Genomic DNA, 15,409 nt, shown 5'->3' on the forward strand with positions numbered 1-15,409 from the left:
AAATCAAAACGGCGATTGAAGCGATAGGAGAATTCTGCAAGATAGCGCTGTGCATACTTGGCGTGATTGAATGCATGGTAGGTTCCGCTGAAGGCAGTCTTGAGATTGCCAAGAAGCGTATTGACCCAGCGAAACTCGGCACGCTGCACAGCAGATTTGCCACTTCCCACAATATGGCGCTCATGCTGCGCGGCTGTATGCGTAACCGCCCCGAAACACCCCAAACCATCAGATACGACTCGTGCAGTAGATGACAGACATTCAGCCGACCACTGTTTGAGCGCTTCATATGTAAAACCCGCTACGGGAGTCAAGCGTATATAAAGTGGCTTCCCCTCGCTGTTTGTTTGTATTGCCGCTACAAATGGCGTCTTACTTGCCGCGCCCCGCCCGCGCTTTCCCGGCCTTTCACCTCCCAGATAAGCATCGTCAACCTCCACGCGTCCATCCAGACGGCGTTGCTCTTCGCGCAGCAGCATGGTCTGTAACAGCTTATGCTTGATCGACCATGCCGTTTTGTAACTTACCCCCAGCTGACGTTTGAGTTCCAATGCACTGACCGCATTCTTGCTTTGCGTCATCAAGTAAATGGCCAGAAACCAGGTTCTTAGCGGTAATTTAGTATTTTCAAACACGGTGCCGACAATTGAAGAACATTGGTAGCCACAATCCAGGCATTCCCATAGCTTGCGGCCGTTATGGGTACAGGAATATCGCTCCCCATCGCAGCGCAGGCATCTCCAGCCATGTGGCCACCTCGCAGCAAACAATGCTGCTTCACATTGTGCTTCCGTGCCATATTGATGCAGAAATTCATGCAGTGACAGGCCTGCCTGAAACTGAATTTTATTCATCGCCATTGCCATCCTCCTCTGATTTTGCTACGTTTCTTCGCAATTTGTAGATTTTACAAGATTTCTGAGAGAAGTAACTAATCAGGAAAAATTTTTGATTTAAAAGACTATTGGCCACGACTTTCTCCAATAACGAGTAAACCCAAGATTGAAAACATTGCGTGCGACGGTTATTGCTACACCATTAAATTGGTGAAATAGAGCATATACCCATTTATTCAAAATGGGTATATGTTTATTATTAAGTATATTTCTGGGCGGTGTAAGAAGAAAAATAAATGGCGATTGTTACTGATCTGTAAACAGTGCCAGCTACTGGAACCGTTACGAATATTTTAGGATTATGACCGCGCACCAATCTAGGCCAACGACCAGGTTCTGTCGCATTAACGAGAGAAGGCTGATATCTGGTTGATTTTTCAAGCGTACAGTTGATCTTGACGCGATTATCTTGCCAGAGCGCAAATTATTCAGCAGAAAACATCTTGTTAGTTCCCTCAATCCTTATCTGACCCTTCCGAATCATGTGCATGAGTTCGATGCTAGTCAGGATGTTTTTTGCTGAACAGTTTTATATGCTGACAGAATAAATACGCTTAGTTATAGAGATCGCATGTAAACTCATTGGAAATATGTATTTTTGCACTTAATGCGACAGAAGCGCATTTTGAACGAAAAGCATTGGTTTGTATTCTTACTTGAAAATTCGGCCAACGGAGAATACGTATTTAATTTTGACAGCCAGTATGTACGCTCGCAATGAATTCTAACTATTAGTCAATAGGCTATACTCATGCTGTTTTTTGGCATGGTCATCAAGCTAATGAAGGCGGGTGTTTTACCTACGGTGAACCCGGAAGACGACAGCAAAATTGTGATGATTTTTCTCCGCTACGGTTTTTAGTTGGCGGTTCTGGTAGCTTTATTAGGTTTGTGCTTACAGTTTTATCAAGCGTTTCATGATAGCGAGACTGCTGTTCAAAAAGGTAAAGCAGAGATGGCAAGTAATAATAAAGCGATGACGCAGGCTATAATAGAGGAAAATCGACAAGACGGCCAAACCGAAGACCTGACAATCAAAAACTTAACCTCTGCAGTTATTGTTTTAAGTCAAGTTAATGACATTAACAGCACAGGATCGCAAATAACGCAACAATGAAAGCCTTAAAGAATAGCGATACCGCAGCTTCCAAAGCATATTATAAACAAGAAGTTCAACGCGTAGGACAAACCACTGAAGGTGCCGCATAAGCCTATGGCAGCTTAGGCAAGTTAGCTTTCTCTGATAATACCCTAGCAACCTTAGACGCTTATGCCCATGCCGTTGAACTTGGGCGCGATAACGTCGATAGCTGGAACCAGTTAGGGCTACTGTTAAGCCGTATCAGCAAATGGGATCAAGCAATTTCTGCCTATAGCATAGCGTTGGAATTAGACACATCAAAACCAACAAGCAATCGCGTCAGCTTACGGTAAGCTAGGATTCTGTACAAAAAAGCGACCCCGATAAAACCATTGATATGTATGAAAAATCGTTAGTTAGTGATTACCAGACCGTTAGGCATGAAAGATATTTATTCAAATAAATACAATAACTTAAATATTTTTCTCCAAATAAAGATAATAAAACTGAAGCCAAACGCTATTGGCAACAAAGTCTCGAGTTGTATAAACAGTTACAAAGCCCAAAAGCAAAGACTGTGCAAGGTGAGTTAGATAGGTTGTAAAGAAAACGTAACATCAGTTTACCTGCACAAACACAGATTATCGATGTCTATTGCCAAACGTCCGAAGCTGCAATCAGCCGGCTAACCACAAGCTGAAGGTATTCAACTTTATGCGTAAATTTTATTTTTCAGTTTTACTGGCTTTCATTGCCTTAACTCTGATTTTATCAGGGTGTAATTTTGCCGATGCCAATTGGCGAACAGCCAGCCGGGCACGGGTTGGTCTTGCACCTGATCCAGAGAATACACCCGAAGCTATAGTTCAGATATATAGCGCTCGCGCTTTTGGTTGGCGCGGCTATTTTGGCGTGCATACCTGGGTGGCAGTCAAACCATCTCTTGCAAAACACTTTACTGTCTATGAAGTGATTGGCTGGTATTTGCGCCGGGGTGGATCGGTTTTATCGGTCCAGGAACGTGCGCCGGATCACCGCTGGTTTGGGAATATGCCGGAATTACTGGTTGACAAACGCGGAAAGCAGGTAGATGCATTAATTGACCGCATTCAGGAAGCCGCTAACGGTTATCCGTACCAGGACAGATATACTATATGGCCGGGCCCAAACTCGAATACCTTTACTGCCTGGGTTGCGCGTAGCGTTCCCGAGCTTGGGTTGGACTTGCCTCCCACGGCTATCGGCAAGGATTTTCTTGAGGAAAATTTTGTTGCCACCGCACCTAGCGGTACTGGATGGCAATTTTCACTATTTGGGCTATTAGGGGTCATTGTCAGCGAGGTCGAAGGGATTGAATTAAATTTTCTGGGCCTCAGTTTCGGGGTGGATATGAACCCGCTCGCACTCAAATTGCCGTTGATCGGTCGCATTGATTTTACTTCTGATGACTCATGATGTTCAAAATTTATTACTGAGGAGCAGAAAGATATTTTCTTGTACTATTATGAATGGCTATCACATGAGTTCAGCCTAACTAACATAAGGAAATGAAATGAGCCTGAAGAAATGGACTGATGAAAAATTAGCAACGACTCAAGATGAAATAGAGGGATGGAAACTCAAACACGCGAAATCGGTTTGGAGCGGGAAAATTGGCATCCTGGTCGGCTTGCTCGGAGCATTTGCTATTTCGACTGGAGTCGTATTTATATTTTTTGATGGTCTGGATGCCATGAATCTGGTCCTCATTATTTTAGGATCGATCGTTTGCTTTACCTGGTACAAAACCGATAAACAGCTCAAAACTAATACCGAATTTCTGACCGGGGTCAAGACAGAGATCGCTCGTCGCGCGAAAAAACAGAAACAAACACCCGATCAGTAAATAATAGATATCTATAAGCCTATAGGCATGACCTGAAGTCATGTTTAAAATGACTACACCTGCTAGCCCACCGTCATGCTCAGCCCATAAAAAAGCTTGGAGGCGCCTAGCTATTGGACTGGGTGTCGCCTTGACACTTTTTGTTTTACTTGGGCTGCTGGGTTATTTCTGGTTACCTGGGTTTGCCAAAAATAAGGCAGAAGAAATACTATCACGCGAGCTGAATCGGCCAGTATCGATTCAGGCTATCGAGATCAAACCCTATTCTCTCGAGTTGCTTATTCAAGGATTTCATATCGGCGAACAAGTGGTTGCAACCGATACATTGTTTGCCTTCGAGCAGCTATATGTCGATCTCAGTATCGAATCTCTCTTCCGGCTGGCGCCGGTCGTGACAGTCGTTTCCCTAACGAAGCCTCGCTTTTACTTGCGGCGGGAAGATGACGGATCATTGAATATTTCAGATCTGCTTACAAAATTCGGGGGGCCACAATCATCTGATGATGCCGTCGTTGATGCAAAAGAAGAGTCACTTTTCTCGATCAGCAACATCCAGATCATCGATGGCCATGTTGAATTTGATGACCGCGTAACTCACAGCGTCCAACGCATTGCGGCAATTAACTTCGGCATTCCTTTCCTTGTCAATTTTGAAAGTGAGCAGATCAATTGGGTAAAACCGCATTTCAACGCCTTGATCAATGATGCACCTTTCACACTGACAGGCAAGGCACGGCCATTCATGGACGATCAGGAAGCAAACCTTGTGCTCACATTCGACAATGTTGATTTGACCACCATCACCGGCTATATACCTCTGCCACCCGGACTCCACCTGCTTGCCGGTTATCTTGATAGCGACCTACAGCTGACCTTTTCGCAGCATAAAGGAGTTGCCCCCAGCATCACGTTATCCGGAGAAGCTGCTCTCAAGCAATTGGCGGTTGAAAACCTGGCTGTTGCGTCTCCTTATGATGTGAAACTCGAGCGACTGGATGTCCAGCTGTCAACAGTTCACCTTGCGGCAGAGCCTATCTCGAAACTGGCTCTGACCTTGACGGATCTCTCACTGATTGCGCAAGGCACGACCGAACCTGCCTTGCACCTGCCAGCGCTCAGCATTGGCGAGATTGGCATTGATCGCTCGCAGCGGCAGATTGCAATCGACAATATCACACTGGAAAATTTATCTGCCTCCTTGCAGCGGCTCAAAACTGGAACACTCGACTGGCAACTGCTATTTGAGCCTGTTCCCTATACAGCCAGCACACGACGAATAGCATCGGATAATATCGCTTCCGATATACAGACGCCAACCCCGGTTCCCATTCCCGCCAGCAAGCCCATTGTCGTTAAAATTATTCCATTTCCCGAGATCAAGCCAGCTTACGTTGCAACGGCACCTGTTGCTGTTGCAACTGAGACTGATCCATCTATAACATTAACTGCCAAGATCATTCCGTTTCCCGGACACAAACCGGATAAGGCGCAGACACCGATTCCCACTACAGCAGAAACCGGATCAGATCAACTTGGTGGTCAATGGAAGACCCGAATTGGCCAGATAGAACTGGTTGATGCACACTTCCGATTTGATGATCGCAATCTCCCCAAAGCAACGCCAATGGTAATCGAGAAGTTGAATTTGACGCTCGATCAAATCGACCTGACCGGATCGAAACCGCTGGCATTGGCGCTACAGGCCGTCGTCAACCAGCGTGGGCGTATCGACATCCAGGGATCATTAGCCTGGGATCCGTTATTGGCAGCGATGACATTCAATCTGCAAAATATCGATCTTGTTTCGTTGCAGGGTTGGGCTGAAGATCACCACCACACTTTGCTGACCAAAGGCGATTTTTCCTTTCAAGGCAATATTAATGCCCAGCCTGATGATCACGAAACAGTCGGTATAAGGGTTGATGGTAGCGCACAGCTTGCGGACTTCAATGTACTGGATAGAAGAAATGCTGCGGAACTATTGCACTGGAAAACAATCGATTTTTCAGGCATCCGCTTTGACAGCACAACGCTGCGAACTGAAGTTGGAACGATCGCATTACGTGATTTTTCTGCCCGCCTGTTATTGACCCCGGCAGGCAAGCTCAATCTTGGCGACATTGTGCACAAAGATGAAACAGGTTCTGGTGAAACCGCCGCAACGCCAGCAACCACAACCGCTTCTACCGCAACCAGCGAACCGCCGATCCGTATCGACCGAATCAATTTGCGTAATGGCAATATCAATTTTACCGACCAGTTCATTCAGCCGAATTACCGCGCCAACCTGACAGGACTGAAAGGACAGATCGGGCCGATACATTCGGGTAAAGTCACCACCATCGATATTCTCGGTGCAGTCGATCGCTCTGCACCACTGGCCATCAAGGGTAAAGGTGATTTTCTCAGTACAAACCTGTTCCTGGATATGACAGCAACCGCCAAAGGAATCGATATGCCGCCGTTCAGTCCCTACTCGGGCAGGTATGTCGGCTACACTATCCAGAAAGGCAAGCTTTCAGTAGATGTGAATTACCATATCGAAAGTGGAGAGTTAAGTGCACAGAACCAGATTTTTCTCGATCAGCTGAAACTAGGTGACGAGGTTGAGAGTCCGGATGCAGTTTCGCTACCGCTGAATCTGGCGATTGCTCTGTTACAAAACCGGCGTGGAGAAATCAATTTGCGCCTTCCACTCAGCGGATCGATCAATGACCCCCAGTTCAGTATTGGCGGCATCATCTGGGAAGCTTTCCTTAACATTCTGACCAAGGCGGCTACCGCACCTTTTGCACTGCTGGGCTCACTGCTCGGAGATGGCGAATCGCTGTCCGAGCTGAGCTTTCCCCCGGGTTACGCGGTATTGGAAGAAGATGCGGTGCAGCGATTGCAGTCTCTCTCACAAATCCTGCAGGATCGTCCCGCACTCAATCTCGAAATTACCGGGCTGGCGGACCCGGTTTATGATCATGACGAACTCAAGCGTGCTCTGCTCACACGAAGAGTCAAAAACCGAAAGATAACCGAGACTGCCAAAAAAGGCCAGGCAAGTGGTTCCACTGATGAAATCGAACTCAATGAAGCTGATTATGCGCGCTATCTGGAAGCCGTTTACAAAGATGAAGAATTCGAGAAACCCAAAAATTTCATCGGATTGACCAAAAGCTTACCAGTTGCTGAAATGGAAGAACTGATCCTGAAGCACACCGAAATCAGCGAGGATGATTTGCGCACACTTGCTGAGCAGCGTGCCAACGCTACCTACGCGTGGCTGGTTGAGCAGGGGGAAATTTCCAACGAGCGTATTTTTCTGCTGGGCAACAAAATCGAGGCGGCAGACAGTAGCAAGCAACAGAACAACCGCGTTCAGTTCTCAGTACGCTAGCACTGTAATTACTACGCTATCGTTTCGCCACCCAGCGCATCCAGCAAATCCGGCAGCAACAGCTTCAATTCTGCTGTCATCAAATGAAAATCACTATCGAATCTATCCTGGGCAGAATCAACCGGCTCTTTTTCGATATCCTGCAAAGTCAAGCGCTTAATCAGCAGGTTTTCATCCAGCATAAAAGAAATCTTGTCCTGCCAGGTGAGCGCCAGCCTGGTCACTTCCTTACCATCCCTCACATGACGCGTAATGTCCTGTTCATCCAATGGCTGCTGGTGATAACTGATCGAGACCTTCTTATCGTTGCGGCTGCGAAAAACGCTATCCGCATCGATGGAAAACACCTGCGGCAGAACATCCCCAGACAGCCAGCCCGTCATGGCCGAGGTCGGTGCCATGGTGGTATCGACTCGTCTGAGCGTGATTGCCGAAGCCGATTTCAGAAAAGCCTCTGTCAGCGTATCCGCCTTGGCAATGTTGGCATTATCAATGACAAACCAGCCGTCAACCGGGTCTATCCATACATGGATTTTTTGCCGGACTGCAAAAGCGCGTGATAGCAGCTCGTAATACGCAGCCTCCTTGATGTCCTTCAGTTGCTTACGTCCTGGTGCGTATCCCTGCCTGGCTTCCATTTCCTGTTTACGAACATTGGCCAGTTGATTCACCACCGATGCCGGTAGTAGTTTTTTCTCAATTCCCAGCGCAATCAATAGCTGATCACCACGCGCATAAACCAGGCTCGTTTCTTCGATACCTGGCGGCACCCAGCCGATACTTTGTATTTCCATGCTTGTGCAGGTTTGTAACGTACGCTTGGACAGTAGCGCTTCAAGCTCGGCCGATGTGATTTGCCAGCCATTGACACGATAAATCTGTAAATTTTTAAACCACATTGATACAACTCGCTGATTAGAAATACTGGGAGTTACGGGTCATACGCCAGGCAGATAATTCAGGCAAAGCAAATGACTTCATGAGAACAGAAGCACAATTCTACCGTTTTCAGGCAATGCCGTGATGCAGTTATTAATGGTTTCTCACCAGATGAAAGCAAGCAGTTTTAGCCAGACGATTTGAGGATTAATAACTTTTAATTTTCAGATCGAATACCTGAATATTGTAACTGTCGATACCCGATTGATCATGCACAAGTTTTTCTCGGGTTCCGCGGTGTGCTGACACAGCTGGAACATCTAACGCACGCAGGCTATCTCCCAAACGCCTCAATCTGGCAGCAGGTTGTTGGTTTGTAATAACCTGATGATTGTCGAGATCATGCTTCTGCAGTCCGGCTGAGCTGTTATTCTCATGGCGCGATGTTGTGGCCAGATTTCCATGCCTCGTCGTAACCGAGCCCCGGGGAGTGATTATGTTGATGGGCGCTGCTCCAGTCAACTTTTTTACATCTTTTCGTTTATCAATTGCCGACGGCGTATTGGTATAGGTAATGTGACCTTTGTCATCTTCGACTTTGTAGATACCAGAAGACAGGCAAACCAATGGAAAAGACCAGGCTAGCCCTATCAACAGCCAAACACAAAATATTTTCATGCGAGAACCTCGACCTGATCTGACTAAAACAGCGTTTCAGAAAGAATAAATCCAGATTCTAGTTCAACCGTCCTTCCGATAAAAAGGCGATAAGCAGTATTTTTGCCGTCTTTTCTACAGGCTGTAATACATGGCAAATTCCACCGGATGCGTAGTCGTGCGCAACAAGGCGGCTTCCTCTGATTTGAGTGCAATATAGCCATCGATCATGTCATTGGAGAAAACGTTGCCCCGTGTCAGAAACTCCCGGTCATGATCGAGATTTTCCAGCGCGTCTTCAAGTGATGCGCAGGTATTCGGCACCATGGATGCTTCTTCCGGAGGCAGGTCATACAGATTCTTGTCCATGGGCTCCCCCGGATGAATCTTGTCCTGAATACCATCCAGACCGGCCATCAATAATGCCGTAAAGGCCAGATACGGATTGGCGGATGGATCCGGGAAGCGAATTTCGATACGACGCTGCTTGGAATTGCTGGCATAGGGTATTCTGATTGCTGCCGAACGGTTGCTCGCTGAATAGGCGATATTAATCGGCGCCTCGTAACCAGCCACCAGACGTTTGTAGGAATTAGTTCCGGGATTGGTAATGGCATTCAACGCTTTGGCGTGTTTCATGATACCGCCGATGTAATAGAGCGCCAGCTCCGACATACCTGCGTAGCCATTGCCGGCAAACAGATTCTTGCCATCTTTCCAGATAGACTGATGCACATGCATGCCGGAACCGTTATCACCGACAATGGGTTTAGGCATGAATGTCGCGGTCTTGCCATACGCGATTGCCACATTGTGAATGACGTATTTCATAGCCTGGTTCCAGTCTGCCCGCTTGACTAAACTATTGAAACGGGTCCCGATTTCGCATTGTCCCGCATTGGCCACTTCATGATGATGCACTTCCACAGGGATGCCAAGTTCATCGAGAATCATACACATCGCAGATCGGATATCATGCAGGGAATCCACTGGTGGCACCGGGAAATAGCCACCCTTGATGGCCGGGCGATGTCCAGAATTTCCGCTGTCATAATTTTTCCTGGTGCTCCAGGCTGCTTCTTCGGATTCAATCTTAAGTGAGCAGCCGGACATGTCGGTATGCCAGCGCACCGAATCGAAAATGAAAAACTCGAGTTCCGGTCCAAAAAATGCAGTATCACCAATACCAGTCGATTTCAGGTAAATTTCCCCTCTTTTTGCCAATGAACGCGGGTCACGGTTATAACCCTGGCCATTGGAAGGATCGACCACATCACAAGTCAGCAACAACGTGGTTTCTTCCATAAACGGATCCAATGATGCCGCTCCCGGATCAGGCATCAGGAGCATATCTGAAGCCTGAATACCTTTCCAGCCGGCAATCGAGGAACCATCAAAAGCATGACCATCTTCAAATTTGTCTGCACCAAACGCATGCGAGGGAACTGTGACGTGATGCTCCTTGCCACTGGTATCGGTAAAACGCAAATCTACAAATTTGACTTCATGATCCTGGATCATTTTCATTACATCTGCTACCACAGTTTTTCTCCACAGAGGTATTACATTATCAGTTAACCAACATCTGGTTTTGGATAAGAAGGGATTGGTGCGTCAAAGGAATATCTGCACAGCAATGAATCTTTTATAGAGCGCAATTATAACTGGTTACAGCATATTATTCATCCGAGGAATTACCGGCAATAACAAGCAATCTTCTCGCTTACAATAGAAAAATAGCGCCTCCTCTCGTTTATCACCTCATCCTGAAGCAGAATTCCATGAAAAATATGTCCCGGTCAGCGATATTCTTTCAACCACACGTGATTGGCTGGCTGGTGGGGTCGGCCTTATTCATTCTGACTATTCTGTTGCCTGCGCCAGAAGGCATGCCTGTATTAGCCTGGCGCACAGCAGGCATCGCCATGCTGCTTGCCGTCTGGTGGACAACCGAAGTATTACCCATTCCGGTCACGGCATTACTGCCTATCGTACTTTTTCCTGCAATGGGAATCTTAACCACTGCGGAAAGCAGCGCACCTTATGCATCTCCGACCATTTTTTTATTGTTGGGTGGCTTTCTGATTGCCATGGGATTGGAAAAATGGAATCTGCATCGCAGACTGGCACTCAATCTTCTAATACGCACAGGTAACCAGCCGGCGATGGTGCTCGCCAGCGTCATGGGCGTTACTGCATTCCTGTCAATGTGGATCAGTAACACCGCCAGCACACTCATGATGATTCCAATCGCCCTGTCGCTGGTATCCGGATTGGCAAAAACGCACGAACACGATCGTTTTACCCTGAGTTTGGTACTCGGCGTTGCTTATTCAGCCAGCATCGGCGGCCTGGGCACATTGATCGGCACACCGCCCAATTTGCTGCTCGCCGCTTTCGTTCGCCAAACCTACGGGTATGACATCAGTTTCCTTGACTGGATGATGCTGGGAGTGCCTATCGTAATGGTGCTATTGTGTATGGCCTGGTGGGTATTGCATAAGTGGGTCTATCCAGTTGATACCAGCAAAATCCATCTCTCACAGGGTTCAATTGCCAGTGAACTGCAACAACTCGGTGTTTTGTCTACTCCGGAAAAACGACTCGCCGTTGTGTTTATTCTGGTTGCCGCAGCCTGGATTTTGCGGGTTCCGTTCCAGCAGCATTTTTCCTTGATGCTGTGGCTGGATGATACGCTGATCGCCGTCATTGGAGCCATCGTAATGTTCATCATTCCTGCCGGCGATCACACCAGAAAGCGCAGCGCACTCATGGATTGGGAGCGGACACGCAACCTTCCCTGGGGGGTATTGCTGCTGTTCGGTGCCGGGCTCAGCCTCGCCAATGGTATTGATAGAAGCGGACTGGCCTTATGGCTCGGTGAATATATGTCCGGGGCAACGATACTTCACCCGCTGATCATGATCGCTGGCCTGGTCACCCTGATCATTTTTATGACCGAACTCACCAGCAATACCGCCACCACCGCCACTTTGCTACCGATACTCGCAGCATTGGCCATGACCAGTAACATGCCCACCCCTATGCTCCTGTTTGCACCCGCCACCCTTGCAGCCAGCTGCGCCTTCATGCTACCGGTTGCAACCGCGCCCAACGCCGTCGTCTATGCCACTGGAAATGTCACCATCGTACAAATGGCGAATACCGGATTTAAGCTCAATCTGGTCGCTATCATCACCATTACTACCCTGACTTACCAGTTAGTTCCCGCCATTTTTACGTAATCGCCCGTGAGCTTAATAAAGGAACGCTACCCTTTCTTATTGGGTTTAGTAATTACAACCCATGAATACCGAGACTAAGCAGAACTGTATTTGCCGGAATACTGCATCACATCACGCAACGAGGAAATCGGCGAGAAAGAGTAATATAGAGTAGCGTCCCTTTTTTTATCTTGTTTTTATGGAGAAGTACGTATGGAATTCTTTTCTGGTTTCAAATGGGCTGTTCCGAGAGCATTTTCTGATGCAGTGGCACTATGCCGGTTCGAGGAAGGCGATATTCTCTATGATACAAAGAAGGCATATAACGATGATTGGGAAAAAGCCAGCCAATTTATAGAGCATTCTTTGCAGGTAAAATACCCTGCAAGAGCAGTAAGTGGGGGTGCTACGGAAAAGGGTGGTGGAGTATTTGGCAGCAACTGGGGCTCCGAAGTCTGTGTAGATCTCTATAAGAATCTTAAAAAAGTAGGTGTAGGTCAAATTCATACTACCCAAGGCCGTCTATATACGGCGCTTTGGAAGGGTGACATAACTGTTCTAGAGAAAGAATCAGAAGAACCAGCGATTCCGTTATCAGTGCAGGATGTTACGAAAACACTAGATCAAGCTACTGAAAAAGCCAAAGAGCTATCTGTAGGCTATCCGGTCTTTGTAATGGCTCGCGATCTATCGAATCCAGTATCAAGAGAGAAATTTTCAAAAATACTAATGGCATTAAAAAAACATCCACACAACCAGCCAAGTATCTTGGCCCCTAAAAAAGCTGGCCTCAGTAAATTTGAAGATATAGCCCCAACGGTAGATATAGCGTTTTTTCCAATGAACGGAACAAGTGCTGAAGAACTACACGAGCTTGTTAAGAGAGCCGTTTATGTCCCAGCAACAAATACAAAAAAAGAAAAGTTCCGTATTTTGGCACATGGAATAATTGTCTAGGTATTTACTGAATGGAAGAAATTATTTTTAAGGTGAAAGGTTCTGCGCAAGATCCATACAAAGTAACTTTTACAAAAAATAAAAATAATATAAATGCTTTTTGTACGTGCCCTGCTGACGAGAACGGTCAATATTGCAAACACCGTTTTGCCATAATGGCAGGTGAAAGCGAGGCTGTCGTAAGCTCAAATAAAGAACAAGCCATGGTTATAAAATCATGGTTGCCGGGCTCAGACCTTGAAGAAGCATTAATGGAGTTAGCAGTAGCGGAACACGAGCACGATAAAGCAAAAAAACGCTTATCTGCTGCAAAGAAAAACATAGCAAGAGCAATGAGACAATGAAGTCTAATTGAGAATAACAAAGGGTTTTTCCGTGCTTGTCTGGCGACCCAAATAACGGAAAGCTGACGGTTTAAGCTAAATTTATTATTTGGCCACGGGCTAAACATGGCCAGGCACGAGCAACAATCCAGACCCGTATAGTGATGCTCCACGGCAAGTCCCAAGCGCTTTTGAGGCATTTAGGACTGTTTATAAAGAGGGATGGCTATAACTTAGGTTGGTCTTTATTAAGTTGCAACGGCTGATTGAGTGGGCGTTTCATAGCTTTGCGCATTTTAATATTGAGTGCTTCAACCCCCAAGGAAAACGCCATCGCAAAGTAAATATAACCTTTGGGTACGTGCACGCCAAATGCTTCGGCGATCAATAAAGTCCCGACCACGATTAAAAAAGATAATGCCAAAATCTTTAGTGATGGGTGTTTGTCGATAAAGGCACTGATGGTGCCGGCGGATAGCATCATCACCAGCACCGAGATTATAATCGCGGCAACCATCACTGGCACCTGTTGTACCAAGCCGATTGCGGTAATGACTGAATCCAGGGAGAAAATAATATCAATTACGGCAATTTGTAGCACCACTCCCATAAAGCCTGCCTTAATTCCGGTGCCATGCTCAGACGCTTCTTCACCTTCAACGCTGTGCCAAATTTCCAAAGTGCTTTTAAATAAGAGAAACAAGCCACCAAAAAACAGAATGAGATCGCGGCCAGAAAAACCGTGTTGCAAAATCACAAAGAGATCGTTGGTCAGACGCATCACCCAAGTAATGGAGAGCAGTAGCAAAATCCGTGTACCCATAGCCATCAGCAAGCCAAAGAAACGACCTTTCGCTTGTTGATGGCGAGGTAAACGGCTAACGAGAATTGAAATAAAAATAATATTATCGATACCCAGAACAATTTCCAGTGCAGTTAGGGTGAAAAAAGCAATCCATATTTCTGGGTTTGAGAGCCATTCCATACAAGGTTATTTCTCTGTGGGTTGAAGAAAGTCTGGACCGTGCCAGCGCCGAAGCTTTTTTTGAAATAATAAACTACTTTGGGTGCTTGTAACAGAGCGCCTTGAATACCTTTAGGTAGATCCTCCAGGTCGTCCATTTTATGATTTCATCCTGGAAAAAAAGGGGAGACCACCCTTTTATTGGATTTAGCTACACTCCATGAATACCAAAACTAAGCAGAACTATATTTGCCGGGGTACCGCATCACATCACGCAGCGAGGAAATCGGCGAGAAAGGATAATATAGGGTAGCGTCTCCTTTTTTCTGTAGCGTTTGTCAGCCTTGGCCGAGCTCGTCCAACAAACGGTTCAGATTGCGACTCGCCTTGCAATCACGACTTAGACTGAATCGTTATAGCGATTTTTATGGGTGGCTATCTATGTGGACATCCTCAAGCGTTGGCTGCCATTTGCCGTTATGTTCAACATCAAGCATTTCCAGAAGCAATAGCAGGACTGGAAAAGTTGCCTGACATACAAACATCCGTTTCATGCTGATTCGAGTTCATGCATGTAACGACTGTCGGAACAGGGGAATGGCTAGACAATGATTGCTGCCGCTATACATGAAACTACACACACCTCGATTGATTTCAGGAATATAAAATCAACTCAACCTGACATTATCGCCAGAATCATCGAGATAGATGAGACTTCGCCCAATTGTTTCAGGGAGATGGATTGTCTATTGCGTGCGGATCAGGCAGTGGCTTCATTTATTCTGCGCGTAGCCAATTCCCCTATTTATAACCGCAGCCAACCCATTCGCACATTGCCGATTGCAATCAGCCTGCTGGGTATCAATATTATCCGCTCGCTGGTGATTCTGGCTTTTTCGCGATCGGTATTTTCTAAAAGCAAAAATACTTTGGTATGCAAGCATATTTGGCATCATTCGCTGCTGACCGCAATTGCCAGTTACAACCTGTGCCTTGAGCTGGGTGAAACGGCACAATGCGAGGAAGCTTTTGTCGCAGGTCTGATTCATGATATTGGCAAGGTGCTGCTTTTTTCACATGCCCGCAAAGCATATATGCAGGCTCTGGGTTATACGCTGGAACATAATTGTTCAAGTGTAGAGGCAGAGCAATTATTTT

14 protein-coding genes are annotated in these 15,409 nt (G+C 46.5%); 8 read left to right on the forward strand and 6 right to left on the reverse strand.

The window, feature by feature from the left end; all coding sequences use genetic code 11:
* Positions 1-860 (reverse strand): IS1595 family transposase (locus NSMM_RS00435; RefSeq protein WP_090283480.1); only part of this gene is annotated, 860 nt, incomplete at its 3' end.
* A gap of 898 nt (positions 861-1,758) precedes the next feature.
* Between NSMM_RS00435 and NSMM_RS00440 the strand changes: the two genes are divergently transcribed.
* From NSMM_RS00440 to NSMM_RS00455, 4 genes are all read left to right on the forward strand, one after another.
* Entirely contained in the window at positions 1,759-2,013 is a 255-nt protein-coding gene (locus NSMM_RS00440; protein WP_090283524.1) for a hypothetical protein, read from the forward strand.
* A 678-nt stretch (positions 2,014-2,691) separates the two neighbouring features.
* Complete coding sequence (locus tag NSMM_RS00445) at positions 2,692-3,432, forward strand: DUF3750 domain-containing protein (RefSeq protein ID WP_090283526.1); 741 nt, start codon at positions 2,692-2,694, stop codon at positions 3,430-3,432.
* Positions 3,433-3,529: 97 nt separating this feature from the next.
* A complete protein-coding gene (locus NSMM_RS00450; protein ID WP_090283528.1) occupies positions 3,530-3,862 on the forward strand; it encodes a hypothetical protein in 333 nt (110 codons plus the stop codon).
* 49 nt (positions 3,863-3,911) lie between these two features.
* Entirely contained in the window at positions 3,912-7,247 is a 3,336-nt protein-coding gene (locus NSMM_RS00455; RefSeq protein ID WP_176753810.1) for a DUF748 domain-containing protein, read from the forward strand.
* A gap of 11 nt (positions 7,248-7,258) precedes the next feature.
* Here NSMM_RS00455 and NSMM_RS00460 read toward each other — a convergent pair whose 3' ends face one another.
* The 3 genes from NSMM_RS00460 to glnA all read right to left on the reverse strand — a co-directional run bounded on the left by NSMM_RS00460 (position 7,259) and on the right by glnA (position 10,310).
* Positions 7,259-8,146 carry a recombination-associated protein RdgC gene (locus NSMM_RS00460; RefSeq protein ID WP_090283532.1) on the reverse strand — a complete coding sequence of 296 codons (888 nt, stop codon included), beginning with the start codon at positions 8,144-8,146 and terminating at the stop codon, positions 7,259-7,261.
* Positions 8,147-8,333: 187 nt separating this feature from the next.
* Positions 8,334-8,804 (reverse strand): DUF4124 domain-containing protein, encoded by a 471-nt coding sequence (locus tag NSMM_RS00465; protein ID WP_090283534.1) that lies wholly within the window; start codon positions 8,802-8,804, stop codon positions 8,334-8,336.
* 114 nt (positions 8,805-8,918) lie between these two features.
* Positions 8,919-10,310 carry a type I glutamate--ammonia ligase gene (glnA, locus tag NSMM_RS00470; RefSeq protein WP_090283536.1) on the reverse strand — a complete coding sequence of 464 codons (1,392 nt, stop codon included), beginning with the start codon at positions 10,308-10,310 and terminating at the stop codon, positions 8,919-8,921.
* 254 nt (positions 10,311-10,564) lie between these two features.
* Between glnA and NSMM_RS00475 the strand changes: the two genes are divergently transcribed.
* The 3 genes from NSMM_RS00475 to NSMM_RS00485 all read left to right on the forward strand — a co-directional run bounded on the left by NSMM_RS00475 (position 10,565) and on the right by NSMM_RS00485 (position 13,308).
* On the forward strand, positions 10,565-12,028 hold the full coding sequence (locus tag NSMM_RS00475; RefSeq protein ID WP_090283538.1) for an SLC13 family permease: 1,464 nt from the start codon (positions 10,565-10,567) through the stop codon (positions 12,026-12,028).
* A 192-nt stretch (positions 12,029-12,220) separates the two neighbouring features.
* The gene (locus NSMM_RS00480) at positions 12,221-12,964 is read left to right on the forward strand and encodes a hypothetical protein (protein WP_090283540.1); all 744 of its coding nucleotides are present in this window, start codon (positions 12,221-12,223) and stop codon (positions 12,962-12,964) included.
* Positions 12,965-12,975: 11 nt separating this feature from the next.
* Entirely contained in the window at positions 12,976-13,308 is a 333-nt protein-coding gene (locus tag NSMM_RS00485) for an SWIM zinc finger family protein (RefSeq protein WP_090283542.1), read from the forward strand.
* Between the two features lie 205 nt (positions 13,309-13,513).
* On the opposite strand, the gene NSMM_RS00490 is transcribed toward NSMM_RS00485, so the two are convergent.
* Both NSMM_RS00490 and NSMM_RS16690 read right to left on the reverse strand, forming a co-directional pair.
* Positions 13,514-14,272, reverse strand: coding sequence for a TerC family protein (locus NSMM_RS00490; RefSeq protein WP_090283544.1), 759 nt, complete (start codon positions 14,270-14,272; stop codon positions 13,514-13,516).
* A 404-nt stretch (positions 14,273-14,676) separates the two neighbouring features.
* The gene (locus NSMM_RS16690; protein ID WP_281200856.1) at positions 14,677-14,805 is read right to left on the reverse strand and encodes a hypothetical protein; all 129 of its coding nucleotides are present in this window, start codon (positions 14,803-14,805) and stop codon (positions 14,677-14,679) included.
* 54 nt (positions 14,806-14,859) lie between these two features.
* Between NSMM_RS16690 and NSMM_RS00495 the strand changes: the two genes are divergently transcribed.
* The coding region (locus NSMM_RS00495; RefSeq protein ID WP_143001805.1) for an HDOD domain-containing protein at positions 14,860-15,409 on the forward strand (550 nt) is incomplete at its 3' end.

Source organism: Nitrosomonas mobilis (genome assembly GCF_900103035.1).
In the GTDB taxonomy this organism is placed as follows: domain Bacteria; phylum Pseudomonadota; class Gammaproteobacteria; order Burkholderiales; family Nitrosomonadaceae; genus Nitrosomonas; species Nitrosomonas mobilis.

Excerpts from the sequence above, each read along its gene's own strand:
- NSMM_RS00490 (WP_090283544.1), bottom strand. The coding sequence starts at position 14,272 with ATGGAATGGCTCTCAAACCCAGAAATATGGATTGCTTTTTTCACCCTA.
- NSMM_RS00445 (WP_090283526.1), top strand. The coding sequence starts at position 2,692 with ATGCGTAAATTTTATTTTTCAGTTTTACTGGCTTTCATTGCCTTAACT.
- NSMM_RS00475 (WP_090283538.1), top strand. The coding sequence starts at position 10,565 with ATGAAAAATATGTCCCGGTCAGCGATATTCTTTCAACCACACGTGATT.
- NSMM_RS00450 (WP_090283528.1), top strand. The coding sequence starts at position 3,530 with ATGAGCCTGAAGAAATGGACTGATGAAAAATTAGCAACGACTCAAGAT.
- NSMM_RS00455 (WP_176753810.1), top strand. The coding sequence starts at position 3,912 with ATGACTACACCTGCTAGCCCACCGTCATGCTCAGCCCATAAAAAAGCT.
- NSMM_RS00465 (WP_090283534.1), bottom strand. The coding sequence starts at position 8,804 with ATGAAAATATTTTGTGTTTGGCTGTTGATAGGGCTAGCCTGGTCTTTT.
- NSMM_RS00480 (WP_090283540.1), top strand. The coding sequence starts at position 12,221 with ATGGAATTCTTTTCTGGTTTCAAATGGGCTGTTCCGAGAGCATTTTCT.
- NSMM_RS00485 (WP_090283542.1), top strand. The coding sequence starts at position 12,976 with ATGGAAGAAATTATTTTTAAGGTGAAAGGTTCTGCGCAAGATCCATAC.
- NSMM_RS16690 (WP_281200856.1), bottom strand. The coding sequence starts at position 14,805 with ATGAAACGGATGTTTGTATGTCAGGCAACTTTTCCAGTCCTGCTATTG.
- glnA (WP_090283536.1), bottom strand. The coding sequence starts at position 10,310 with ATGAAAATGATCCAGGATCATGAAGTCAAATTTGTAGATTTGCGTTTT.
- NSMM_RS00460 (WP_090283532.1), bottom strand. The coding sequence starts at position 8,146 with ATGTGGTTTAAAAATTTACAGATTTATCGTGTCAATGGCTGGCAAATC.